The organism is Bradymonas sediminis (genome assembly GCF_003258315.1).
GTDB classification, from domain to species: domain Bacteria; phylum Myxococcota_A; class Bradymonadia; order Bradymonadales; family Bradymonadaceae; genus Bradymonas; species Bradymonas sediminis.
Genome location: NZ_CP030032.1, coordinates 575153 through 598934 on the forward strand (window position 1 = coordinate 575153; position 23782 = coordinate 598934).

19 protein-coding genes are annotated in these 23782 nt (G+C 61.6%); 16 read left to right on the forward strand and 3 right to left on the reverse strand.

What is annotated here, in order from left to right:
- The first annotated feature begins 4 nt into the window (after nt 1-4).
- On the forward strand, nt 5-1387 hold the full coding sequence (mnmE, locus tag DN745_RS02170) for a tRNA uridine-5-carboxymethylaminomethyl(34) synthesis GTPase MnmE (RefSeq protein WP_111331751.1): 1383 nt from the start codon (nt 5-7) through the stop codon (nt 1385-1387).
- Between the two features lie 37 nt (nt 1388-1424).
- Here mnmE and DN745_RS02175 read toward each other — a convergent pair whose 3' ends face one another.
- Entirely contained in the window at nt 1425-2351 is a 927-nt protein-coding gene (locus DN745_RS02175; RefSeq protein ID WP_111331753.1) for a TIGR01777 family oxidoreductase, read from the reverse strand.
- A gap of 296 nt (nt 2352-2647) precedes the next feature.
- Between DN745_RS02175 and DN745_RS02180 the strand changes: the two genes are divergently transcribed.
- The 3 genes from DN745_RS02180 to DN745_RS02190 all read left to right on the forward strand — a co-directional run bounded on the left by DN745_RS02180 (nt 2648) and on the right by DN745_RS02190 (nt 7690).
- Complete coding sequence (locus DN745_RS02180; RefSeq protein ID WP_162687399.1) at nt 2648-4144, forward strand: serine hydrolase; 1497 nt, start codon at nt 2648-2650, stop codon at nt 4142-4144.
- A gap of 62 nt (nt 4145-4206) precedes the next feature.
- Nucleotides 4207-4767 (forward strand): ArsR/SmtB family transcription factor, encoded by a 561-nt coding sequence (locus DN745_RS02185; RefSeq protein ID WP_111331757.1) that lies wholly within the window; start codon nt 4207-4209, stop codon nt 4765-4767.
- Between the two features lie 175 nt (nt 4768-4942).
- Nucleotides 4943-7690 (forward strand): hypothetical protein, encoded by a 2748-nt coding sequence (locus tag DN745_RS02190; RefSeq protein ID WP_133621703.1) that lies wholly within the window; start codon nt 4943-4945, stop codon nt 7688-7690.
- A 64-nt stretch (nt 7691-7754) separates the two neighbouring features.
- Here the strand turns inward: DN745_RS02190 and DN745_RS02195 are convergent, their stop codons facing one another.
- Nucleotides 7755-8390 (reverse strand): hypothetical protein, encoded by a 636-nt coding sequence (locus DN745_RS02195; protein WP_111331761.1) that lies wholly within the window; start codon nt 8388-8390, stop codon nt 7755-7757.
- A gap of 221 nt (nt 8391-8611) precedes the next feature.
- On the opposite strand from DN745_RS02195, the gene DN745_RS02200 reads away from it, so the two are divergent.
- From DN745_RS02200 to DN745_RS02230, 7 genes are all read left to right on the forward strand, one after another.
- Nucleotides 8612-9865 (forward strand): M28 family peptidase, encoded by a 1254-nt coding sequence (locus DN745_RS02200; protein ID WP_111331763.1) that lies wholly within the window; start codon nt 8612-8614, stop codon nt 9863-9865.
- Between the two features lie 135 nt (nt 9866-10000).
- A complete protein-coding gene (gene kamB, locus DN745_RS02205; protein WP_133621704.1) occupies nt 10001-11056 on the forward strand; it encodes a lysine 5,6-aminomutase reactivase subunit KamB in 1056 nt (351 codons plus the stop codon).
- A gap of 130 nt (nt 11057-11186) precedes the next feature.
- Nucleotides 11187-13013, forward strand: a complete 1827-nt coding sequence (locus DN745_RS02210) for a hypothetical protein (protein ID WP_133621705.1) — start codon at nt 11187-11189, stop codon at nt 13011-13013.
- A gap of 41 nt (nt 13014-13054) precedes the next feature.
- Nucleotides 13055-13486, forward strand: coding sequence for a truncated hemoglobin (locus DN745_RS02215; protein ID WP_111331769.1), 432 nt, complete (start codon nt 13055-13057; stop codon nt 13484-13486).
- Between the two features lie 70 nt (nt 13487-13556).
- On the forward strand, nt 13557-14840 hold the full coding sequence (locus DN745_RS02220) for a tetratricopeptide repeat protein (RefSeq protein WP_133621706.1): 1284 nt from the start codon (nt 13557-13559) through the stop codon (nt 14838-14840).
- Between the two features lie 120 nt (nt 14841-14960).
- On the forward strand, nt 14961-15254 hold the full coding sequence (locus DN745_RS02225) for a hypothetical protein (protein ID WP_111331773.1): 294 nt from the start codon (nt 14961-14963) through the stop codon (nt 15252-15254).
- The gene (locus DN745_RS02230) at nt 15251-16060 is read left to right on the forward strand and encodes a 4'-phosphopantetheinyl transferase family protein (RefSeq protein ID WP_111331775.1); all 810 of its coding nucleotides are present in this window, start codon (nt 15251-15253) and stop codon (nt 16058-16060) included. The genes DN745_RS02225 and DN745_RS02230 overlap by 4 nt, the downstream gene beginning before the upstream one ends.
- Here DN745_RS02230 and DN745_RS02235 read toward each other — a convergent pair.
- Entirely contained in the window at nt 16000-16986 is a 987-nt protein-coding gene (locus tag DN745_RS02235) for a GNAT family N-acetyltransferase (protein ID WP_111331777.1), read from the reverse strand. The genes DN745_RS02230 and DN745_RS02235 overlap by 61 nt on opposite strands.
- A gap of 349 nt (nt 16987-17335) precedes the next feature.
- Between DN745_RS02235 and pssA the strand changes: the two genes are divergently transcribed.
- The 5 genes from pssA (at nt 17336) to DN745_RS02260 (ending at nt 23591) form a co-directional block, all read left to right on the forward strand.
- Nucleotides 17336-18130, forward strand: a complete 795-nt coding sequence (gene pssA / locus DN745_RS02240; protein ID WP_111331779.1) for a CDP-diacylglycerol--serine O-phosphatidyltransferase — start codon at nt 17336-17338, stop codon at nt 18128-18130.
- 113 nt (nt 18131-18243) lie between these two features.
- Nucleotides 18244-20916, forward strand: a complete 2673-nt coding sequence (locus DN745_RS02245) for a CehA/McbA family metallohydrolase (protein ID WP_133621707.1) — start codon at nt 18244-18246, stop codon at nt 20914-20916.
- Nucleotides 20917-20942: 26 nt separating this feature from the next.
- Nucleotides 20943-21662 (forward strand): glutathione S-transferase N-terminal domain-containing protein, encoded by a 720-nt coding sequence (locus DN745_RS02250; protein ID WP_111331783.1) that lies wholly within the window; start codon nt 20943-20945, stop codon nt 21660-21662.
- A gap of 85 nt (nt 21663-21747) precedes the next feature.
- Complete coding sequence (locus DN745_RS02255) at nt 21748-22641, forward strand: lysophospholipid acyltransferase family protein (protein ID WP_111331785.1); 894 nt, start codon at nt 21748-21750, stop codon at nt 22639-22641.
- Nucleotides 22638-23591: an SDR family oxidoreductase gene (locus DN745_RS02260; RefSeq protein ID WP_111331787.1), complete on the forward strand. Its 954-nt coding sequence runs from the start codon at nt 22638-22640 to the stop codon at nt 23589-23591. Before DN745_RS02255 ends, DN745_RS02260 begins: the two co-directional genes overlap by 4 nt.
- Nucleotides 23592-23782: the final 191 nt, after the last annotated feature.

Sequence of the window (23782 nt, forward strand, 5' to 3'; positions counted from 1 at the left end):
CACGATGAAAGACACCAACACCATCGCCGCCATCGCCACGCCCGCCGGGCGTGGCGGGGTGGGCATCATCCGCGTGAGCGGCCAGGCGACCGTCGAGATCCTCAACGCGCTGGTCCCCGACTGGCCGGCCGCTCAAGCATCCCACCACCTGCGACTCTCCAAAATTTACGACGAAGACGGCGCCCTCGTGGACGAGGCGCTGGTCGTGCTGATGCGCGGGCCGAACACCTACACGGGTGAGGATGTCTGCGAATTTCAATGCCACGGCGGGCCGATTATCCTGCGGCGCGTCCTCGACGCCGCGCTCGCCACGGGCGCGCGCATCGCGGGGCCAGGCGAGTTTACGCAACGCGCGTTTTTGAACGGGCGGTTGGATTTGACGCAGGCCGAGGCGGTCGCAGACCTCATCGAGGCGACCAGCCTCAGCGCCCACAAGCTCGCCATGGAGCATCTGCAGGGGAGCCTCGGCGAGGCGATCCGCGGGCACCAGGAGCGCGTCGCGCAGGCGATGGTGCTGGTGGAGTCGGCGATCGATTTTTCCCACGAAGAACATGTCTATCAGATCGAGCGAGACGAGATCCTCGCGCGCGTCGACGAGACGCTCGCCGGGCTGCGCAAGCTGCGCCGGCAATTCGACCAGGGGCGTCGCCAGCGCGAAGGTATTCGGGTCGTAATCCTGGGGCCGCCGAACGCCGGCAAGTCGACGCTCTTTAACGCGCTGCACGGCAGTGAGCGCGCCATCGTGACCTCGGTGGCCGGGACGACGCGCGACTTTATCGAAGAGGAGATTCACCTGGGCGGCATCGCGCTGCGGATCATCGACACCGCCGGGCTTCGGGACACCCCCGATGAGGTCGAGGCGATCGGCATCGAGCGCAGTCGTGAGCTGCAAAAGAGCGCCGATCTGGTGGTGTGGCTCGTCGACAGCAGCCAGCCGTTGCCCGCCGACCAACGCGTCGATCTTGAGCAGACGCTCGCCACCCAGGTGCGCTGCGTTGTGGTGCGAAATAAGAGTGATTTGCCGTCGGGGCTAAGCGCCGAAGATGTCGCGCTCCTTGACCAATTTCCAACCTCGGTGAGCACGACTTTCGCGGGAGAGTCGAGCGATGAGAGCCTCGAGCGGCTCATCGCTGAGTTGGTCGAGATTGGGCGGGAGCTTAGCGACGGTGAGGGCGTGCTATTGAGCCGCGCGCGTCATCTTGAGGGCGTGGTCGGCGCGATCGAGGCGCTGGAGCGCGCCGGCGAGGCCGTGCGGGCGAAGTTGGACCATGAATTCGTGGCGCTCGATCTTCGCGAAGCGCTCGATTCACTCGGTGAGATCGTCGGGCACGTGTCGGCCGACGATATTTTGAACCGAATTTTTTCGGAGTTCTGCGTCGGAAAATAAGAGCGTGCATCGCGCGCTCACTCTCCTAAATCTCTTCTCAATCCAACGCGTGGCGAAGCGCCGCCTCGAGCTGCGGGTAGGCGAAGCTAAAGCCGGCCTCTTCCAGCGCCGTCGGCACCGAGCGCTGCCCGTGCAACAGCATCTCCTCGCCCATTTGCCCCGCGCCAAGTTTGATAAGCGGTCCCGGTAGCGGGAAGGGCGTGGGACGATTGAGCACCCCGCCCAGCACCTTCGTAAACTCTTTATTGGACACCGGCTCGGGCGAGGTCACGTTGACCGGACCGTTGAGCTCCGGGGTGGCGACGATATATTGCAGCGCGCGCACCACATCATCGAGCGTAATCCAACTCATATATTGGGAGCCGTCGCTGATGCGCCCGCCCAGGCCGAATTTAAAGGGCGTTAGCATCATTTTGAGCGCGCCGCCTTTGTTGGTCAGGACAACGCCCAGGCGCGGGTTTACGGTGCGGATTCCGGCCTCGCGCGCCGGCTCGCTTGCCGCCTCCCATTCCCTGCACACCTCGGCCAAAAACGTGTCGCCCGCGGGGGAGTCCTCGTCGACGATTTGCGCGTGGGTATTGCCATAAAAGCCCACCGCAGAGGTCGACACGAAGACCTCCGGCGGATTCTTCAGGGCCGCAAGGGACTTCGCCAAAAGAGTCGTTCCCTGCCGGCGACTCTCCATGATCGCGGTCTTTTTCTTATCGCTCCAGCGCCCAAAGAGGTTCTCGCCGGCGAGGTGAATGACGACGTCGACGCCCTCCAGCGCGTCGGCGTCGATCTCATTGCCCATCGGCTGCCAGAAGATGTCGGTGTCCTTTGTAGGTTGGCTGCGCGACACCCGGTGGATGATATGCCCGTCGGCGGCGAAAGCCTCGCTGAGCGCGGTGCCGATAAGCCCGGTGGCCCCGGTGATGGCGATGCGTTTGGGCGTGGTTGTGTTCGTCGTGTCTTTAGGCTGCATGGGAGGCTCTCGGGTGGTGTGAGGGAAAACTAGTGCTGGGCAAATGTCCTATTACTGGACCCAATCCGTCGCCTTGAACATAGCGCGTCTGCCTGCGAATTCCATCTGCAACTGAATTAGGTGGGACGCACGCTTGACGGAAGCGTTTCGTTTGTTTAGAAATTGCTTGTCGTTAAAATAAATTTTATCGGTGGGTTTGATTTGAGCGGTGGTGCGAACTGCCCGCGTCGCTGGCGAAGACGTGACCCGATAAAGAGTTTATTGAACTTGTTTATAGCCAAATGGGAGAACTAAAGATGATGCGTAAAATAGTGAAATTAGAACAAGCCACGATAATCTACTCACTCGCGCGGCGCTCAGTCGTTTTAGCCGTGGTGCTGGCGCTTGGTGGGTGTGGGACGGTGGACGAGTCGACTCGATCGGATGTTGACCTCGGCGACGCAACTTCGGAAACGGATGCTTCCCGAGATGCGGGCGAGGCGGATGTTTCGCCCGATATGGTCGAAGAAGAAAACGTGGAGTTGCTTACTGAAGCGCAGGTTGAGCGGTTTGAGCGCCTGGTGGCGAATGAGGGACACCCAACGATCGTGGTCGGGGTCATTGAGGGCGACGCTACGCGTGTGTACGGGTTCGGGACGCGGGAGACGGGGGAGGCGCCCGATGGAGCGACGCTCTATGAGATCGGCTCAGTCACCAAGACGTTCACGGGGCTTCTGCTGGCGCAGGCGGTCGAATCGGCGGAGTTCTCGCTTAACGCGCCGGTTCAGGACCTGCTCCCCGACTTTCAGATTCCCACGCGCAATGGCAAAGAAATCACGCTCGAAATGCTCGCCACTCATCATTCGGGGTTGCCGCGGATGCCCAGCGGCGTGAGCGCGGCCGACCCCTCGGGTTATGATAGCGTGAAGCTCAATGGTTTTCTGGAAAATCACACCCTGACGCGCGATCCCGGGGCGAGTTATGAATATAGCAATTTAGGCTTTGGACTTTTGGGGTACGCGCTTGGGGCGCACGCGGGGGTTGGTTATAAGGCCGCAGTAGAGCGCGAAATTATCGAACCGTTGGGGCTGACATCGACCTATACCAGCGGTGTTGATGCCCCAAGCGAGCGTTTAGAGCCGGGCTATACTGGGGCGGGCGTTTTAGCGTCGAATCTTGAGTTCCAGGCGCTCGCCGGGGCTGGTTCGATCGTGTCAGGAGCCGACGATTTGTTGACCTATCTTCGGGCCAATATGGGAATGACCGACAGCTCGCTGAATCCGGCGATGCAGCTTGCGCTTCAGGCGCGCGTCGATATTACCGGGCCAAACGACCGGATCGGATTGGCGTGGAAGACCAATTCAGTTCAGGGCCATGACATGATGTGGCATAGTGGCGTGACCAACGGCTATACGACGTTCGTGGGCTTTTTGTCGGACGGCAGCTATGGGCTCGTCATCTTGACCAATATCGCCAAACCGCTTGATACGATGGGGATAACAATGCTGCTCGAGGGCGTGGCTGGAGATGACGACACGATTGAACTGAGTGTCGAAGAACTCGATGAATACGTTGGTAAATATAGCCTGAGCGCGCAGATGAAGATTACGATTTTTCGCGAGGGCAGCGACTTGATGGCGCAGGCGACCGGGCAGGGTGCTTTTCCGATCTATGCTAGCGCGAAAGATAAGTTTTTCGCGCGCATTGCGCCCATTGAGATCACCTTCGAGCGAGATGCTGAAGAAAGGGTTGATGGGTTGATCTTGCATCAAAACGGCGAAAACCATCCGGCGCCGCGTATGCCCGAAGAATAAGAGTGTATAATTCGTGGCGTTCAGATTGATTATTACTTTTAGCGAAGCGGAGGGATTCAACAGTGCAAGATACGTTTAAAATTGAAACCCCCGAGCAGCTCAAGGCGATGTCGGATTCGCGACGCCTTGAGCTGGTAAAGCAACTCGTCGAGCAAAAGATGACCGTCGCTCAGCTAGCCGAGGCGGTCGGCGAGGATAAGAGCAAGCTTTATTATCACCTCAAAGAGCTGGAGACCCACGGCCTTATCGAGGTGGTGGAGACGCGCCAAAAAGGCAATTTGCTCGAGAAGCTCTACGGGGCGAGTGCGCGCCACTATACCGTCGACCGCAGCCTATTTCGCCATGAGCACGGCATGGAGATGGTGTCGGCGTCGGTGAATTCGCTCTTGGATTCGGCCGCCGCGGAGGTCAATCGGCTGGCGGTGGCCGGGGTGGACCCGGCGGAGGTCGACGCGAAGTTACTTCAATTTCACCACCTTGTGCGCATCTCGCCGAGCCGCCGCGAGGAATTTGGCGAGCGCATCCGCGCATTGCTCGAGGAATTTCGTGTCGAGGAGCTTGACGACCCGCAGGACCTATATACCTGGACGATGGTATTATGCCCGCGGCCGGACGCCGATTGAGCAGGGCGCAGCCTCACCCCGCCCACCTGCCGACCAAGTGTTGATGGCCCCTCGGCGCTTGGTCGGCCCGCGTTTTGAATCCATCGTTGATCCGGGCGTATAATACTCGAAGGCCAGTATCTTGGGGCGGTGTCTGTTCATATGCCCTAACTATTCGTGATGATTGGAGTTTGTTTTGGCGCGATTGCAACGGTTTTTGATGATTGGCTCGCTCCTTGTCTGCGCGGCTTGTAGCGGGCCTGATATTCGACCGGACTCAATCAATCGGGCCGCGCAAGATTCGGCGCCACGGCGCGATCTCACCGCCGAATGCATCTTTGACACGAGCCTCGGGGAATACGGAACGCTGGTCTGCGAAGACGGCACGCGCGCGGCGCACGCGGTGGCGCCGCGCGCCATCTTTGACCCAAAGGTTGGCGGGATGTTTCCCTGCGAGTTCAGCGATGACGAAGACGGCTCGGTCCGCATGAGCTGTCGCGACGCCCAGGTGCGCCTCGACGGCAGTTGCGAGTCTTTCGACGGGGACCTGATGGCCTATTCTCCGGCGATCGGCGAGGCCCTCTTTCGCGCGGGTTGCACCGAGATCAGCGGCGCGCTGGTCGTGACCCTGGCCGATGATCTCGAGCAATATTCAAGGCTTGAGGCGATCGGTGGTGGGCTCTATCTGATCGGCAATCCGGCTCTTAAAAATGTCAGCGGGCTCAGCGGGTTGCGCGCGATCGGGGGTGACCTGACGATCGAGCTTAACCCGGCGCTCTCCGAATTGGGCGCGCTCGCCGGGCTTCGCAGTGTCTCTAAGACGCTTCGTATCGCCGGAAATACGGCGCTTGGCTCGCTCGATGGGCTCGCCAATCTCAAGCATATCGGCGAGGCGCTGGTCGTGGTCGGTCAGCCGCGATTGGGCAATGAGCGCGCGCACGCGCTGCTGAAGTTGGCCCAGGACAAGGCCGGCTCAATGATCTGGGGCAACCAGGCGTCGACGGCTGTATTGGGGGGCGCGTCGTGTGGGGTCGAAGACCAATCTGGCGGGCGCGTTCTTGTCTGTGAGGACCAATTATATATGCCACTGGCCGACGCGCAGGAGGCGAGTGGTCGAGCCAGCGCGGCGCGGAGTTTTTGCAGGCCATCGGTGGATAAAGCACAGGGCTTTCGTTGCGCCGAAACGCCGCTGCCCGCGAATGGCAGCTGCGAGGTCTTTGCGGGCGACTTTAAGATCGCGCATCCCCTTGATCTCATTGCGTTATCGCGCGCCGGCTGTGCGACCATTGACGGCAACCTCAGCATTGAATCGCCTCACGCGCTGGCCGAGCTCGCGGGGCTTAGTCAGCTCAAGGAGATCACGGGGACGCTAAAGATCGCGAACAACGCCCGGCTGGGCGGCTTAAGGGGGCTCGGCGCGCTCGAGACCATTGGCCGTGACCTGACGGTTAGGGATAACGCCTCGCTGCGCAGCCTGGCCGGGCTCACCTCGCTTAAGTCAAAAATTAGGAGCCTCTCGATCACCCGAAATATGGGCTTGGTGACCCTCGATGGGCTCGCCGATATTAAGTCAATCGAGCGCTTTTTTTATGTGGATTATAATCCAAACCTGCGAAGCCTTCAGGGACTCTCTGGCGTCGATATGGGGGGACTTCAAAGTGTCAGCGTTGAGCATAATCTCCAGCTCAAAGACCTACGAGGCCTCGAAGGCTTAGCCTCCACGCTCACCCCCGCGCTGAGCCGCCTGCGTATCGCCGGCAATAACTCGCTTGGCAGCATGAAAGGGCTTGAGCGACTGGAGAGCGTCGGCAAGCTCGACATCGAGGATAACGCGGCGCTGCTTAGCCTCGACGGCCTTGAGGGGCTGCGCAGCGTGCGTGAGCGCCTGGTGATTCGGCAGAACCCGGCGTTGCGGGATATCGACGCGCTGTCGGGACTCGAAGGCCTGGAGAGCGTGATGATTCACGCGAATCGCTCATTGCCCACCGAGGATATCCAGCGATGGGTGGCCACGTTTAAGCCCGAGCGCGTGACCCTGACGCCGACGATTACGCACAACGCGGGGGCCGACACGACGGTGTGTCGATTGGAAGGTGACGGCCGCACGCTTCGGTTGATCTGTGACGGCGAGACCCACACGGAGCTGAGCATCCCCGACGGCTACGCGCAGGTTGACCCGAACTTCGACCTCGACACCTGTGAGGTTTCTGAGGCGCAGGGCGCCGTGCGACAGGTGAGTTGTGGGGGCGAAGCCTGGGGGACGTTGCCCGCGCGTTGTGATCTGTGGGTGGGGAGTGCGCGCAATAAGAAGGTGATCTGGGTCGCCGCCCAGGCGGGGTGTGCCGTCATCGATGGCAGTGTTCGGGTCGACTTTCCGACCCCGGAAGCGCACTTCGCGGGGCTTCAAAAGATCCGCTCCATCTCGGGTAATCTGGGCACCGACCCCTTCGAGAGCGACGAATACTCACGCAAGGAGCCGCTGTCGACCGGCGCTGATTTCGCGCAATTCTCAGGCCTCCAGGAGCTCAATGGCTATCTTCTGCTCATCGCGACCGAGATGCGCGACCTCAGCGCGTTCTCGCAGCTACGTATCCTCCATGGGAAGCTATTTCTTGATAGAAACGAGCGTCTTATCAGCACAAAGGGGCTGAATAATGTGCGGCTTATTGGTAAAGGGCTGCTCGTTATTCACAACCCGAAGCTTAAAGCCCTGGATGGGTTCGAGTCGCTCGAGAGTGTCGGTGGGCTTTTAATCGCGGTGAATCCGTTGCTTAAAGAGTTGGGGGCGCTCGAAAACCTGCGATCGATCCGCGGCGACGTGTCGTTCTCGGGTAGCCCTCGGCTCTCCGAGTGCGCCACGCGCAAATGGCTTGAAGGGCGAACCGGCGACCACGGCGTTCGCCTGCTCGGTCTGAATAAAACGCTGCGGTGTCCGAAGCGTTGAGGCGTCGAAAGCCTGCACTTTGACGCGGCGACCGACCCAAAATTGTCGGTCGCCGTGTCACTCATCATTGATTATTCAGGGTGGCCTCGCTGACTTCGAGCTCGAGTCGGTAGGCGCCGTCTCCGCCTTCTTCGGTCGGGCCGCTAAACGCGTCGACGCTCGAGTCGAAGCGGAAGGTCGCGCTCAAATTTACCAGCTCGTCGGCGCTGCCGGGGGTGCACTCAAGGGCGCACTCCTGGCCGACGCACCCGAAGGAGGTGCTCGAGTTGGTGATCAATTCTTCGCGCTCCGTCCCGGCGGCGTAGTCCACGCGGCCCTGGGCGACCGGGAAGTTCGCGCCCGGCGCGGCGACCAGGACGAGCGCGTCTTCGCCGCAGGGGATGGTGAAGGTCATCCAGACCGCGTTGCCACAGCAGCCATCTTGCATGCCCTCGGTGCAGCCGGCGGTGGTCGAGACCGACACCTCTTCGATCATGCTGCCGGCGAAGGTGACCGCCCGGCCGTCGTATTGGGCCGGGTCGGCGCAGAGGTCGTCGAGGTTGGCCTGGACTCCCAGGTCCAGCGTTCCCTCGGTCTGCGATGCTTCCTTATTATTGCTGGTGTCTTCCTCGGTATCCGAGCAACCCACCGCTGTGATTAGCAGCGCTGCGGTCATGAGGGCGATGGCGCTGCGGCGAAATCTTTTAGTCGAAATAAGCATGTGTGTTCCCTGGTTTGTAAGGCGTGTTATTCGAATTTGAATATCCCATCCAATCTGCAACGGTAAGCCCAGCCTAACAGGCCCCAAATCCCAAATCCAATACTGAATTCAATTGACTTGAAGCCCGTTGGGACTTCCGGCTTTACCTTGGCGTTTTGCGTGTTATATTCGCGCCGAGCAGAGTGTTTGAATTTTCCCTCCTACTCTAAAAGAGTGTTATTATGAGCGAATCGAAGAAGCCGTGGAACCAGTCGATGCCGGACGAGCAATTCAACCTCATGCGCGACATCATCGCCGCGCCGAGTCCGGTCGGCCTTGAAGCTGCGATGACCTACGGCGTGCTGAAGCCCTATTTCGAGAAAATCGCCAAAGACGGCTGGAAGGTTCAGCAATTCAAAGGCAGCGCGGGAATCGTGCTGGATACCCACCCGGGCCGCGACGATATGTTCTCGGTGATGATTATCGGCCACGCCGATAAGATTCGCATGCAGGTGCGTAGCATCGGCGAAGACGGAAAGATCTGGATCAACACCGACTCCTTCCTTCCGACCACGCTGATCGGCCACGAGGTCAAGCTCTTTAGCGAAGACCCCGAAAAGCCCGGCAGCTACCGCGTCATCGAAGGCGGCACCGTCGAGGCCCTGGGCGCGATTCACTTCGCCGACGCCGGGCTTCGCAGCGGCGATAAGGGCATCAAAAAAGAGCAGATCTATCTGGAGCTGCAGATCCACGGCGAGAATAAAAAAGAGCAGGTCGAGAAGCTGGGCATCCGCTCGGGCGACTCGATCATCTTGAACCGCCCGATCAAACGCGGCTTCAGCCCCGACACCTTCTACGGCGCCTACCTCGACAACGGTCTGGGCTGCTTCGTGACCGCCGAGACCGCGCGCCTGGTCGCCGAAGCCGGCGGCACCGACAATATCCGTCTTCTCTTCGCCATCGCGAGCTACGAGGAGATCGGTCGCTTCGGCAGCCGCGTGATGGTCGGCGAGATGAAGCCCGACGCGATCATCGCCGTGGACGTGAACCACGACTATGTGGCCGCCCCGGGAATCGGCGACAAGCGCTTCACCCCGCTTGAGATGGGCAAGGGCTTCACGATGTCGGTGGGCTCGATCGCCAGCGAGCGCTTGAACCGCTTCATCGAGACGGCCGCGCTTGAGAACGACATCCCGCTTCAGCGCGACGTGTGTGGCCGCGACACCGGCACCGACGGCATGGCCGGCGTGCTCGCCTCGGTCGACGCCGCCGCGACCTCGATCGGATTCCCGACCCGCAATATGCACACCATCTCGGAGGTCGGAAATACCTCGGACGTGCTCGCCTCGATCCACGTGATCACCCTGGCGCTGCAGGCGATGGACGCCGCCGACGACGGCAAAGGAAGCCTGCGCGCGGAGTTCGAGAATAACCACCCGCGCCTGGACGAAGCGGTCTCGCTTGGTCACCAGGGCGGCGACAAAAAAGAAGACTAAAAGCTCGCGCCGCCGCGCATCTTTTTAGCGAAGATATAGGGCGGCCTTGCCGAGTAGGTCTTCGATGATGCATCAAAGAGGACGCGACCTGCGGGTCGCGTCCTCTTTTCGTTTCTGTCTCGAAGTCGATTGATTATGCGTCCATCTCATAGCGATATTTTGCGGGGGCTTGAGCCGCTGGCCACGGTCGCGCGGCTGGCGTTCATTGGCGTGGCGAAGAATTGCGGCAAGACCACGACGCTCAACTTCCTGCTGGCCTCGGGCGCGTGCGCGGGGCGCACGGTGGGGCTGGTGTCGGTGGGGATCGACGGGGAGGTCGCTGATCTTTTGCTGGGCACGCGCAAGCCGCCGATCGCGGTGCGCGCAGGCGATTGGGTGGTGACGGCGCGCGACGCGCTGCTGAAGTCCTCGGCGCGCGTCGAATACGTCGCGTCGATGGGCTTTTCGACGCCGCTCGGCGAGGTCGTGTGCGCGCGGGTGATGGAGGCGGGGACGGTGGTCTTGGCGGGGCTTCGCCATCGCGAAGATCTGCGCCAGGCCATCGCGACTCTGGAGTCCCACGGGGTCGATCTTGTGCTCGTCGACGGAGCTTATGGGCGCACCATTGGGGCGAGCTCGGGCATCGCCGATGGGGTGATTATATCGACCGGAGCGGTGATCTCGGAGAAGATCGACGTCATTTGCGACCGCACCGCCGCGCTGATCGAGCGCCTGGGGCTGGACCCGATTGAGGTCGATTGGCAGCGCGCGTTGATGGCGCGGGCCGTGGCCGAAGATCGGTTTTTGCTGGGCGGCGCGGATTGCGACGCGGTCGCCACGCCGGCGAGCAGCGCGTTGCTCGGGCTGGGCGAGGCGGCGAAGCGCTGGTCCCAGGAGATGAGCGCGGTGGCCATCCCGGGGTTGGTGAGCGACCGGGTGGTCGAGCACCTTATTGATTTGCCGATCGCCCGGGGGGCGGCGACGCATACGCTGCTCGTGCCCGATGGGACCGTGCTGCAGGCGAGCGCGCGGCTGATGCGTCGACTGCGCCGCGATTGGGAGATTCGTTCGCTCTCGGCGCCGCGGATTCTGGCGATCACGGTCAACCCGTCGAGCATTGCCGGGCACGCGGTCGACGCGTTGGCGCTCGGTGAGGCGCTGCAGGCGCGCTGGCCCGAGGCGCTTATTTTCGACCCCCAAGCGGTCTTCTGAGTAGATCCTGTTTCCCACTTCACTAGCTCGGTAAAGATGCGTAGTATGGGGGCAGAAAATATTAACAGGCGTCGTTTTGTGACGGGGCGCTTCAATTACTGATGGTGAAAGGAGCATTGTTTTGGGTGAAATGACTGCTCGTCTCGCGCGCGCCTCCGTGGCGACCGAGGACGTAGTTGGTGCGACCAGGCATCGGATTTCGCAGCTGCTCCGAGAATTGCTCGCCACGCATAGTGAGGCGTTGCTCGCGTTGCTCGCCGAGAACGCGATTGAACCTGAGGCGCAAATCGAGCGGATGAACGCGCTGGTAAGCGCGCTCGTCGGCGTCGAGTTCGAGGAAGACCTCCGGGTCAATGGGCGGTCGATCCCGTTATTCGTGGATCAAACCTGCACGCCGCCGAAGATCAGATTGCACCGAAAGTTGATCGAGGGGATTGAGGACGCGGAGGTGCTGCGGGCGTTTCACGCGCCGGTGGCCGGCATCCTGGGCGTCTCGCCGGTGGGCGTAGGGCTGATGCTGAGTTGCGACGACGCGCGCCAGGTGAAGTCCCTGGTGGCCCAGGTCGCGCGCCGCGCCGGAGCCGACCGGGTGCACATTACCCAGGTCGAGGCCATCGTCGCGCAGCGGTTGCAACTCTTTAACGCGCGCCTCGAAGCGGTCGCCGAGAATTTCGGCGAGAGCATGTTTTGGCTGCGCGTGGGCGAAGATGACTTCAAGGCACAGCTCGGGGACTCGCATATTGGCTGGCCGGATTGGGATGCGGTGCAGTCGAGCGCGTTTATTCAGGGGCTGATCGGCGAACTTCGGGACTGCATTGACCAGCGAGAAGATATGCCGGCGGCGCAGATGTTGGTTGAGTTGTGTTGGGAGAGCCTGGAGCTGTCGCCGCACGCGTTTTTGCGCCACGCCGCCCAGACCCTGCGCGCGCGCGAGGGCGATTATGACCTCGCCCAGACGATTCGAAAGCTCGCTGACGCCAATGATATTGAATATTGCGAGGCGTTCTACGCCGTCGACGCGTGGCCGATTTTTCGTGATCTAAGTGACGCCTGGCAGGCGCTTTTTCAGGCGGAGCAGGCGATGCTGCCGGGGGGGGCGCCGCGTCGGCGGACGCCGAGCATTTCAGTGCTGGATTGCCCGCTTGATAGCCTGGGGATTTGCGAGCCCTGCACGCTGCCCTGGGACGCGCCGCTGGTGGCCTGGTCGATTCGCGAGCACCACGGGCTGCGCGATCTGTTGGTCGGGCTGAGGGTCGCGTTGGAAGAACAAGCGAGCGGCCCGGGCGAGATCGAAGTTGCCGTGAGTGGCGACGCGGCGGAGGCGCCGCTGGGAATCAGCGAGGCGCCCCAGGAGTTGCATTTGCAGGTGGTTCAGCGCGGCTTCGCGTTGCCCGAGGACTACGAGGCGCTGTTAAACCGCGCGATGAACGCGTGTCACGCCGCGATGGCCGCGCGGTTTAAGGAGCTCGACGCCGCCGGCAAGACGCGCGCGTTGCGGGTACTTCGCTCCGCTTATGATGGCTATTTCGGCCAGTTGAAAGCGCTGTGGGGGCGGCGGTTTCAGGCGTGGGAGAAGTGGTCGCCCGAGCAGGCGTTTCGGGTGTTGAGCACCGAGATTCGGCATATCGCCGGGCCAGCGATGCTCTTTGACCCATTTGCCGGCCCCGAGAGCGCGGCGTTTGCGCCGGCGCCTCAGTTTATTTTGGTGGCGCCGCGCCCCGAGCAATTCGAGCGGGTGCTCGTGCATATGCCGCTTGCTGCGCTGAAGAAGTCGATCCATGGCGCCGCGATTCAGGTGCGCGTGGTCGACGTGCGCGACGGCCAGGATTGCCGCTGGGTTGGCGACGCGCCGGTGTCACTGAGCCTCGTCGAGCAGAGTCCTACCGGCACCGTGCTGGAGTCCATCGACCGCGACTCGGTCCGCCTGCTTATTCAGGCGGGCAATCCGCATTTTTAGACCGCCACCGCGCGTCTTTTCCCCTACCGTGTTTCGAGAATATGGCCGCAAAAACACAGCAAGATTGGAGCCTCTGTGAGGAGCTCGGCGGGTTCGAGCGACTCCAGGAGATGATGTACGTCTTTTATCGGCGTGTCTTCGCCGACATCATGATCGGCTTTATGTTCGTCAATATCGACCTCGACCAGATCGTCGCCAGCCAGGTGCAATATATGCGGGCGCGCCTGGGCAACGAGAAGCTGGCCTATACGGGCAAACCCATTCGAGCAGGGCACCAGAAATTTCCGATCTTGGTCGGCCATTTTGACCGGCGCCATCAGATCCTCAAAGATGTGCTGCGCGAGTTCGAGGTGCCCGCGCATGTCTTCGACGCCTGGGTCGAATTGGAGCTGAGCTTGCGCGACCTGGTCATCCGCACCGGCGCCGAAGCGCGCGACAAGATATTGAACCCCACCGAAGACGACCAGCGTTGACGCCCGATTGCACTCGTGCAACTTTAGCGGCAGTTAAGGCACCAAATTTCTAGCAAATGAGAGATAATATATGTCAGAGCAAGATGCAGGTCAGACGATGAGCCTTGAGCAAGCCGTAGAGGCCATCGAGGCGTTGATTGACGAGGGCGAGCTCGAGGAGGCTTCGGCGAAGGTAGAGGCCGGGATCGCTCAATTTGGCGAGAAGGCTGCGTTGTTGGTGTTGAAGGCCGATCTCGCGCTGGACTCCGAGGATTATGAGGCATGCATCGAGGTCGCCGACGCGGCGATCGCCAAGCTCGAAGCGGGCGGCGATGAGCCCGACGCCGAGCAGCTCGCCCACGCGCTGGCCTGCAAGGGTTACGCGCTCTTCTATAGCGACCAGATCCACGAAGCCCGCCAGACCTTCAACGCCTCGGTGGCCGCGGACGGTGGAAGCTGGACCGCGATCCTTGGCCGCGCGAGCGTGCACGATTATCTCAACTATATCACCGCCGCGATGACCGACCTTGAGCGCGCGATCGAGATGGACGACGAAGACGGCCAGCCCTACGCGATTCGTGGGATGATTCATCTTCGCTTCGGCCGCCTCGAAGACGCCGAGAAAGACCTGCGGGTTGCCCTCGACGCCGACGCCGATGACGAAGAGTCGCGCCTAAACCTGGCCCGCATTCAGGCGCTCAAAGATGACTCGGCCGGCGCCCGCGAGACCCTTGAGCACTTGATCAACGAGGGCGAAGACGCCGAGTATGTCGCCCCGGGCGCGCTGCTTCGCAGCCAGCTCGCGCTTGGACTTGGCAGCGCCGAGGCGGCCGCTCAGGATGCGCAGCGCGCCATCGACCTCTATCCCGAGCTTCCCTGGGGTTATCTGGCGTTGGCCGCTGCCCGCATCACGGGCGGCCAGGCTGGCGACGCCATCTCGACGCTCAAAGAGGTTGAGGACCTGGTCGGCAACCCGCTGGACTTCCCCGATATCTTCGCCCTTCGCGCCGCCGCTTATGACCAGCTCGGCAAAGAAGACAAGGCCAAGGAAGAGCAGGATAAAGCCGAGGGCGCCGCGCGTCTGCCGGAGTTCGTCTACGGCCCGAACCTCAACCCCTCGCAAAACGTCCCGTTGAACCCGAATAAGCCGATCGATATTCGCGGCATTATGCGCCAGATCTTCGGCGACCCCGACAGCGCACCGGCCGGTTACGAGGACGCGATTCGCAAGGTGATCGCCCAGATCCCGCAATATATCGAGCAGCATCAGAATGTCGGGCGCATCGAGGTCGAATTGCCGCCGATCCCGGGGCGCGAGAAAGGGCCGGGTAACCTGGTGATTCAGCTTAATCGCAACCAGCAGCCCGCGAATTAAGTCCCTGCCTCGCCGTAGAAAACAATCGGCCCGTGACGCACGTCACGGGCCGAAAATATGCGCTCACCCACCGTGTTGGCCTCGCCAGCAATCCAACGACTTTTAAAAAGTGAATTAATTATGCACGAACAGCTTCACGCAGACGAGAATTTAGCCGTATTTTTGACCATCGAAGACGACGGTATTTTGCGCCTAGAGATGGTCGCGACCTCGGACACCTATGACCTTTCGGTGCCCGACGAAGTCGTGGTGGCCGTCGAGGGTGAAGCGGTTGAGGTCGTCGTCGAGGACGCCGCCCATGCCATGGCCGAGTTGGGTGACGCCAGCAAATTCGACGAGGAGACCTTCACGGTGATGCTGCGGGTCCACGAGTTTTTTGAGGGTTGGGATTTCGGCCCCGAAGACGAGGGATGATGTCTGAGCAGCCGACTTCATGGGCTGCTCCTGCGCGCGCCGGCGAGCTGCGCGCGGGCGAAGTCGAGGTCTGGCGCCTGGAGCTGCGCCAGCCTCGCCGCCTGATTGACCTTTTATTTGAACAACTTAGCGGGGATGAGCAGGCGCGGGCGCGGCGCTTTCGGCGCCCCCGCGACTTCGACGCCTATGTGGTGACGCGTGGCGTGTTGCGCCAATTGCTGAGCGCATATCTTGGGCGCGCAGGTGTCTCGGTGGCGGCGCAGGCGGTCGGGCTTGGGCGCGGTCGGCACGGAAAACCGCAGCTTTTGGCGGACCCGGTCGTCGGCGCAGACGCCGCCCTGGAGTTCAGCGTGTCGCACTCCGGCGACTTCGCGCTGCTCGCCTTTGGGCGAAGCGGGGCGCTCGGCGTGGACGTCGAGCGCTTGAACACAGGTCGAGATATCGACCTGATCGTGGCGCATCATTTTGCCCCGGCCGAGGCGGCGGCTTTGAGAGAGCAGGGCGCGCGCTCAGAGGATGCGCGCTGCCGGCTTTTTTATCGCTATTGGACGCGAAAAGAAGCCTATCTAAAGGCGTTGGGCGTGGGGATGACGGTGGACTTGCGCTCCTTCGCGGTCGGGCTTGAGCCGGGCGCACTGCTTGCCGAAAGTGCGCGCGACGACGCGGCGCAGTGGCGCTTCTATGAGCTAAATCCCGACGGGCGACACTTCGGGGCGATTTGTGTCTACGGCGGCGAGGGGACGACTTATTTGCGCACGATGACCGCCACGGTCTCGAACTCGGCGTCGGTCCAGCTCGACTTATAATCCATCGATTGGCCCATATCGTAGATCTCGACGCCGTCGCGGGCGAGGCATTGAATCATCTCGATCTGGGCGAGGTTGCCCGGCGAGATGTCGTGGTAGTCCTGGTCGAAGCTCATCTGCAGGCCGCGGTAGGTGTTTTGGAAGATGCCGCCGAATCCGTAGGCGATGTCGACCCCGTCGACGGTCCCAAAGAGCACGCGCAGCGCTCCTTTTTCGGCCAATCGCGGCAGCATGCTGCGGTAGAATTCGTACATGCGCCCGTGGGTAATCCCCGCCCCCTCGCGCCCCTTCCAGCTGCGGTGCTCGATGCGGATGATGCGCTCGAAGACCTCCAGGCACTCCTGGGCATCCTTGAAATTATTCAGGTATTCGAATTGGACGCCCATCTGGTTGGCGCGGCGCATCTCGCGGCGGATATTGGCGCGAAACTTCGACGAGCGCCGTGACAAATAGCCCTCCAGCCCGTCCTCGATGCTCGCAAATTGGCGGCCCATCGACGGGCCAATTCCCATAAAGTGGTCGACCTGGAACCCGCGGACCAACGCTTCGAATTGCGGAGAGGTTTCGCTGATGCCGGTCAAGAAGAGGATGTCCCAGGAGTGCGAGATCTCGCGGGCCTGGGCGATGAACTCGTCGGTGACCGCGGCCACATTCTTTCCGACGATGGGGCTCGCCAGGCCCCACGACGCCTCAAGCGGCTGCAGATAGCGCCCGACCCGCGGGTGTGAGCCCTTGCACAGCGCGACATAGCCGTCGGTCTGGGTCGCCTTCCATGCCCACAACTGGTGCTCGCTGCTCAGCGTCTCAAAGGCCGGCAGTATCCAGCAGGAGGCCGAGCAAAAGCGGTCGATATCCGGCGTCTGGGCGACCTGCGCGTCGAAGGCGTCGATGGTCTCTTTGAATTGCTGTGTGTCGAGTCGGAGCATGACGGCCGCAGGTAATTGGGGTTCTCAGGGCATCCTCGGTCGCGCCCGCTCATCGCGGTGGGTGGGCGCGCCGACAGGATGCAATCATGGCGTCTGTTTCAAAGCATGACAAGGTCCTTCCAAACAATAGGAACAAGATCACGGCGGGGCAAATAAACATAGGAAATTCGGCAATTTATCGGCCTGATTTATGCTGTTTGAATTGTCCGGCGGAGTTCGCCAGAGTGGCCGAGAACTTGACTTTTTGGCCTTTCACTCCTAGTGGTAGGCAGACGAATACGCGTTAGGGAGGGCAATCGATGCATGGGTTGCTTCTCCGTGGAGTTTCTTTGTGGAATCAGGGAGCGTTATGGACCTGCGCAATCTTAAATATATACTGCCCAATATGCTCACTCTTTCGAGCGTTTATTGTGGTATTTCAAGCATTTATATCTCTTCGACGGCCGAGTCGGTCACCGAGCTTAAGATCGCCGCCTGGTTAATCGTGGTGGGCATGCTCTGCGACCTCTTCGACGGGCGGGTGGCGCGCATGACCAACGCGCAGAGCGCGTTTGGCGTGCAGCTCGACAGCCTCGCCGATGCCGTGAGTTTCGGCGTCGCGCCGGCGCTCCTTCTCTTCAATTGGGGCATGCGCCCGCTGGGGATGGGCGGGATTTTTATCGCCTTCGTCTTCGCCGCCTGCGCCATCATGCGCCTGGCGCGCTTCAACGTGAAGGCCGCCGAAGACGGCGGGGCGAGCAAATATTTCGAGGGCCTGCCCACGCCGCTTGCCGCCGGCGCGGTGGTCTCGATGGTGATGGCGCACCTGTCGGTCACCGGCCACTCGAGCACCAACGCGACCTGGAACGTCGCCGCGATGTCGGTTTTGCTCGGCGGCTTGATGATCAGCAATGTGCGCTACCGCACGTTTAAGGACTTCCACTTTGGCGGGCGCAGCGGGGCGACGCTCATCGCGCTTTGTCTGCTGGTCGCCGGCGTGAGCTTCGTGGCGCGCCCGAGCGTGGCCTTCGTGATGATTATGGTCCTGTATATCATCATCGGCATGGGCGGCGGTCTGATGCACCTGGGCCGCACCCTGCTCGGGCATCCCGACGAGCATGAGGAGCCGGAATTCCTGAGCGAGTCGATCGAAGAAGACGCCTGATCGCCAGGCCTCTCGGCTAATATCAGCGCGCTGTGGCCTTGGTCGCAGCGCGCTTTTGATATAGAATAAATGAAATTTAGTGACTTGTTTTCCTTCCTTAATTGATGCGTGCCATGCCCACTCAAAATCGTCGTACTCGAAGCCTGATCTTAAGCCGTCTCACTCTTATTTGCGCGCTTTCGATGGCGTTGGGGGCATGCAGCGATGACTCCAAAAAAACCAAGGATGCGCCCGATGTCATCTCGGACGTGACCGATGACAAGGACGGGAAGGACGCCGGCGATGATGCCGACGCGACCGAGCCGTTGGACCCCTATGAGCGCACGCCTGCGCAGCCGGGTGTGTCAGAGGACGGGGCGGCCGATGTGGAGGCTTCGCTGCAGGCCGGTGAGGCGCGGGTGGGTCGAATCACCGGCGAGCAGACCGACTTTACCGGCGTCTGGGCGCAATGCCGCGCGGGTGATTTTAAGCTCTATAACTCCAAAATCGTCGTGTGCGTGCAGGCGGAGACGACCAACCGCTTTGAGTTTTATACTGGCGGCATGATCGTCGACGCGCGCCGGGTGGACGGCCCGCGCGAAGATGTCCTGGGTCAGGTGCTCCCGCTGCTTGCGTTAGGCACGACCAATACCAGCAAGGTCGAGGTGGTTCGCGACGGCAGCGACGGCGGCGCGGCCGTGGTGCGCGCGACCGCGACCGATGTTGGCATCGCCCATATTTACGGGCTTTTGGGCCAGCACCTGGGCGCCTCGCTCAAGGTCAATGTGGTCACCGAATATCGCCTGGAGCCCGACAGCGACACCGTCGAAATCGTGAGTTGGTACCAGCATCCGGGCACGGGAAAACGCTCGTTCCCGGCCGGCGATTGGTTCGGGTACGGGGATCGCGCGAAGCTATTCGTGGCGGAGAAGGGCGAAGAGCCGCCGACCGGGGAGTTCTCCTGGCTGGCGTCCCTGGCGCCCGAGCGCTCCTACGGCTGGGTGGCCGACGCGGGCACCCAGGCAAAGGGGCTGGCGCTGGGAGCGGTGGATATCCCCTGGGTCGGCGCGCACGGCACGACGATGAAGTTGGACCCGGGCCAGGAGAAGCCGCTGCGCCGCTGGTTCGTGGTGGGCGACGGGACGCTGGCCGACATTCGCGAGCGCGCCGCGGAGTTGCGCGGCGAGGAGATCGCCGGCGATCGGCGAACCATCCACATTGAGACCGAAGCGGGCGAGCCGCTGGTGGGGCATTGGGTCCGCGTTTTTGAGGGCGAGACGCCCGTTGGGCTCGGGCAAACAGACGCCAGTGGCGACGTGATTTTTCGCCTCGAAGACGGCGATTATAACTTCAAGATCGACAGCTTCGCCGCCGGAACTGCGTTCGAGCGGCCGCTGAGCATCAGCGGCGCGGACGCGTCTCTCACGGTCGAGACCCCTGGTTCGCTGCGCCTGGATATCAGCGAGGCTGGCAGCGCCAAGAAGCCGACCTCGCGTGTCGTCATCAGTGGCGGGAGCGGCTGGGCGGGCGTCGCGCTTCACGGCGAGCTCGATTTGCAATTGGCGCCTGGGACCTATCAGGTCTCGGTTTCGCGCGGCCCGGAGTTCGACGCCGAGAGCTTCTCGGTCGAGATCGTCGCCGGCGAGGAAGTTCAAAAGAGCGCCGAGATTAGCCGCGCATTTGACACCGATGGCTGGCTGTCGGGCGACTTCCACCAGCATATGGAGGGCAGCATCGACAGCACGGTGCGCGTCGACGACCGCCTGCTTGAGAACGCCTCGGTGGGCGTCGAGATCGTGGTCTCCACCGATCATGAGGTGATCACCGACCTGGCTCCCCTGGTGAGCAAATACGGCCTCGAAGACGACCTGCGCACCTTTAAGGGCGTTGAGGCCTCGCCGATTGACACCCATGTGTGCATGTATCCGATGGACCAGGACGTGACGCAGCGCGGCAACGGGAGCATCCCGCTGGCCGAGCTGGATGATGAAGGCAATGAGGTGCGTCGCCTGATCCCCGGGGTGGTCGAGATCGCCCGGACGCTGCCGAGTGACCCGGTGCTGCAGCTTAACCACGCGCGAAATAGCTCCTCCGGCATGTTGAACCAGGTTGGCTTCGACCCGGAGCTTGGCCCCGAGGCGGTCGATGATGCGCGCTTCACCACCGACTTCGACGTCATCGAGGTCGTGAACCGCTATGACGATACCTGCCAATTGCTGGCCGATTGGAGCGGATTGCTCAACTACGGCGTGCGCCTGACCGGTGTCGGCAACTCCGATACCCATGATCTTTCGGGCGAGAGCGGGCTGCCGAGAAACTTCCTTCGCATTGAGAAGGAGCCCAAGGACGTGACCCGCGATGACCTGCGCACGGCGATGCGCTCGGGGCGGGTCACGGTGGGCTCGCACGCGTTTATCGACTTCTCCGACGGCAAGCTCCCGGGCGATCTGCTCGAGGTCAACGCCGGTGAGCCCGTCGACTTCGGCGTGCGCGTGCAGACGCCGGCGTGGGCCCAGTCAAACCACCTCTTCGCGATCGTGAACGGCGAGGTGGTCGAGGTGATGCAGCGCGGCCAAGGGGCCACCGAGCATCTCGACTTCGCCGAGACGGTCTCGTTGACCTTTAGCGAGGATAGCTGGGTCGTGTTCTTCAGCTACGGCGGCTCACCGAGCGGCCCGGTGCACTCGGGCAAGCCGGTCATCGCGTTCACCAACCCGGTCTTCGTCGACACCGATGGAAACGGCGTCTTCGACGCCCCCGGATTGCGGGCGCTTGAGCTGTCGGCGATTGCGCCGCTCTGTGATTAATTGACGTTAATTTTGTTGGAATCAAAATGATCTCTAAGTTGAATAATGCCCATTCACTCCTGGTGTCTGTGGCGCGTTTGGGGCTCGGGCTCACGGTCACTGAGTATTGTCGCGAGAACCCGCCGCGCCCCGAAATGCCGCTTGAGCTGTACCAATACGAGGGCTGCCCCTTTTGCCGAAAAGTGCGGGAGGCGATGAGCCGGCTGGACCTGGCCTATATTTCGCGAAGCAGCGCGAAGGGGGCGGGGGCCAATCGCTATTTCGTGAGCGCCCGCGCCGGAAAGACGCAGTTTCCGTTTCTGGTCGACCCGAATACCGGCGCCGAGCTCTACGAGTCGGAGGCCATCATTGACTATCTGGCCGAGACTTATGGGGGCGGGCGCAGCGCCCTGGCCAAGGCCGTGGCGCCGCTGAGCACGCTGAACTCGGCCCTGGCCGGCGGGCTGCGCCCGCGCGGGCTGAGCAGCCGGCTCAAGAAGCCGCGCGACGCCCAGCCCGAGCAGCTCCTGGAGCTCTATAATTTTGAGGCATCGCCGTTTTGTCGCAAGGTGCGCGAGGTGCTCGATGAGTTGGAGCTCGACGCGCTGATTCAGAACGTTGCCAAGGGCAGCAAGCGCCGCCCTGAGCTCGTGAAGCGCGGTGGCCAGATGATGGTGCCATTCCTGGTGGACCCGAATACCGGGCGGCAATTATACGAGTCCGACGACATCGTCGCGTACCTTCGGGCGACCTATAAGGGCGGCTGACATCGGCGAGCGCTGAAGAGACCCCAAACATGGTGGCTGAGGCCATGTAAACGACCCCTGAGCGCCCTCAAAGGGCAACGATATTATGAGCGATACGGATTCAAGCGTGTTCGAATCGATTCGCTGGTTGCGCCGTCGCCTGGACGACGCGCTGGTGGGCGGGTTGGACCCGAAGGTCTGGGACAATATTTCCTCGATGCGCGCGGGGCAAAATGAGTATGGCTACGACCCGTTCGGGTTTGAGCCGGAGTTCCTCAAATATATCTACCCGGTGGCCGAGCGCCTGTATCGCCATTATTTTCGGGTCGAGACATTTAATATCGACAATATTCCGGACGACGGCCCGGTGCTTCTGATTGCCAATCACACCGGTCAGATCCCCATCGACGGGTTTTTGATCGGCTGCGCGCTGCTCTTTGACCGCCAGCCGGCGCGTATGGTGCGCAGTATGGTGGAGCATTGGGTGGCGACGCTGCCGTTCGCCTCCTGGTTTATGGCGCGCGCCGGGCAGGTGGTGGGCACGCGGCAGAACGCGCGGATTTTGCTGGGGCGTGGCGGGTGTATTCTGGTGTTTCCGGAGGGCACGCGCGGGGTCAATAAGACCTACGACCGGGCGTATGAATTGGCGCGATTTGGCAACGGGTTTATGCGCCTGGCGCTGGAGACCAACACGCCGATCATCCCGGTCGGGGTGGTCGGCGGCGAGGAGCAGTTGCCGACGATCTGGAATTTCGAGTCCTTCGCGCGCCTGCTGGGGCTTCCGGCGTTCCCGATTACGCCGACCTGGCCGCTGCTGGGACCGCTCGGGGCGCTGCCGCTGCCGGTGAAATACCGCATTCATTTCGGGGAGCTCATGCATTTTGAAGGGGCGAGCGATGATGAAGACCGCGTCATCGAGGAGAAGGTCGACCAGGTAAAAGCGGCGATCCGCGGGTTGGTTCAGACAGGGTTGCGCGAGCGCAAAGGGGTGTTCTTTTGAGTCGTTCCAAACGAAGGAGAAAGCAGCGCGTTCTGATCACCGGCATCGCCGGAAATCTGGGACGCGCGGTCGCCCGAAGGCTGCACCGAAGCTATGAGATCGTGGGCATCGACCGGCGCCCGGTGCGCTATATGCCCAAGGATATCGAGATTGAGAATGTGGATATCCGCCGGCGGCGTGCCGAGGATGTCTTCCGGCGCGAGCACCTGGACGCGGTGGTGCACCTCAATATCATGCACGACCCGCGGGCGCGCCAGGAGGAGCATCACGCCTTCAATATCATGGGGACCCAGAAGCTGGTGGAGTTGGCGGCCGAGCACCGGGTGCCCAAGGTGGTGGTGCTCTCCAGCGCGAATGTCTACGGGCCGGACCCCAAAAACGACCAATTCCTCAACGAAGACGCGCCCTTAATGGGGGGGCAGAACTTCATGGCGATCCGCGATCTCATCGCGCTCGATATGTTTTGCAACACGTTTTTCTGGCGTCATTCCGAGATTGAGACCGTCATTTTGCGCCCGGCGAATATCGTGGGACGGGTCAATAATGCGCCGAGTCGCTATCTGCGCCTGGCGCGCCCGGTGACGGTGATGGGCTTTGACCCGATGGTTCAGATCATTCACGTCGAGGACGTGGTCACGGCGATCGAGTGCGCGCTGACCCCGGGGGTGCGCGGAGTTTATAATATCGCGGGGCCCTCGCCGGTGCCGTTGTCGACGCTGATAAAAATGATGGGGAAGGTGCGCCGGCCGGTGCCTGAGCCGGTCGCGCGCGCGGTGCTTAAGGCGGCCTGGTCGCTAAAAATGAGCGACTGGCCGGTGCCCGAGCTCGACCATATAAAATACGTTTGCATGGTCGATGATGCGCTGGCGCGCCGGGAGCTTGGGTTCAAACACGCCTTTGAAATCGACCGCATACTCAGCGATCTCAGCCAACCATTGATGCCTTTTTGAAATTAAATAACTCAGTAATTTTAGTGGGTTATGAGTGGGGGTTTGGTTGACGTTATTAAGTGCGGGTATAGGTCATTGCCTTGATCGTGCTCGGTGCGCACCTTAGAATGCACGTGCTGAAAGAGGTGTCTAATTGGAGTGAAAATTACTGCGCGCCCTATCTCGAGTTGAGCGCCTACCCCTCATTCTGG

Bases quoted from the DNA above. Each gene is read 5' to 3' on its own strand.
- mnmE (WP_111331751.1), top strand. From the start codon at position 5: ATGAAAGACACCAACACCATCGCCGCCATCGCCACGCCCGCCGGGCGT.
- DN745_RS02235 (WP_111331777.1), bottom strand. From the start codon at position 16,986: ATGCTCCGACTCGACACACAGCAATTCAAAGAGACCATCGACGCCTTC.
- DN745_RS02200 (WP_111331763.1), top strand. From the start codon at position 8,612: ATGAGCGAATCGAAGAAGCCGTGGAACCAGTCGATGCCGGACGAGCAA.
- DN745_RS02180 (WP_162687399.1), top strand. From the start codon at position 2,648: ATGATGCGTAAAATAGTGAAATTAGAACAAGCCACGATAATCTACTCA.
- DN745_RS02245 (WP_133621707.1), top strand. From the start codon at position 18,244: ATGCCCACTCAAAATCGTCGTACTCGAAGCCTGATCTTAAGCCGTCTC.
- DN745_RS02250 (WP_111331783.1), top strand. From the start codon at position 20,943: ATGATCTCTAAGTTGAATAATGCCCATTCACTCCTGGTGTCTGTGGCG.
- DN745_RS02220 (WP_133621706.1), top strand. From the start codon at position 13,557: ATGTCAGAGCAAGATGCAGGTCAGACGATGAGCCTTGAGCAAGCCGTA.
- DN745_RS02225 (WP_111331773.1), top strand. From the start codon at position 14,961: ATGCACGAACAGCTTCACGCAGACGAGAATTTAGCCGTATTTTTGACC.
- DN745_RS02195 (WP_111331761.1), bottom strand. From the start codon at position 8,390: ATGCTTATTTCGACTAAAAGATTTCGCCGCAGCGCCATCGCCCTCATG.
- DN745_RS02230 (WP_111331775.1), top strand. From the start codon at position 15,251: ATGATGTCTGAGCAGCCGACTTCATGGGCTGCTCCTGCGCGCGCCGGC.
- DN745_RS02175 (WP_111331753.1), bottom strand. From the start codon at position 2,351: ATGCAGCCTAAAGACACGACGAACACAACCACGCCCAAACGCATCGCC.
- DN745_RS02210 (WP_133621705.1), top strand. From the start codon at position 11,187: ATGACTGCTCGTCTCGCGCGCGCCTCCGTGGCGACCGAGGACGTAGTT.
- DN745_RS02215 (WP_111331769.1), top strand. From the start codon at position 13,055: ATGGCCGCAAAAACACAGCAAGATTGGAGCCTCTGTGAGGAGCTCGGC.
- DN745_RS02255 (WP_111331785.1), top strand. From the start codon at position 21,748: ATGAGCGATACGGATTCAAGCGTGTTCGAATCGATTCGCTGGTTGCGC.
- pssA (WP_111331779.1), top strand. From the start codon at position 17,336: ATGGACCTGCGCAATCTTAAATATATACTGCCCAATATGCTCACTCTT.
- kamB (WP_133621704.1), top strand. From the start codon at position 10,001: ATGCGTCCATCTCATAGCGATATTTTGCGGGGGCTTGAGCCGCTGGCC.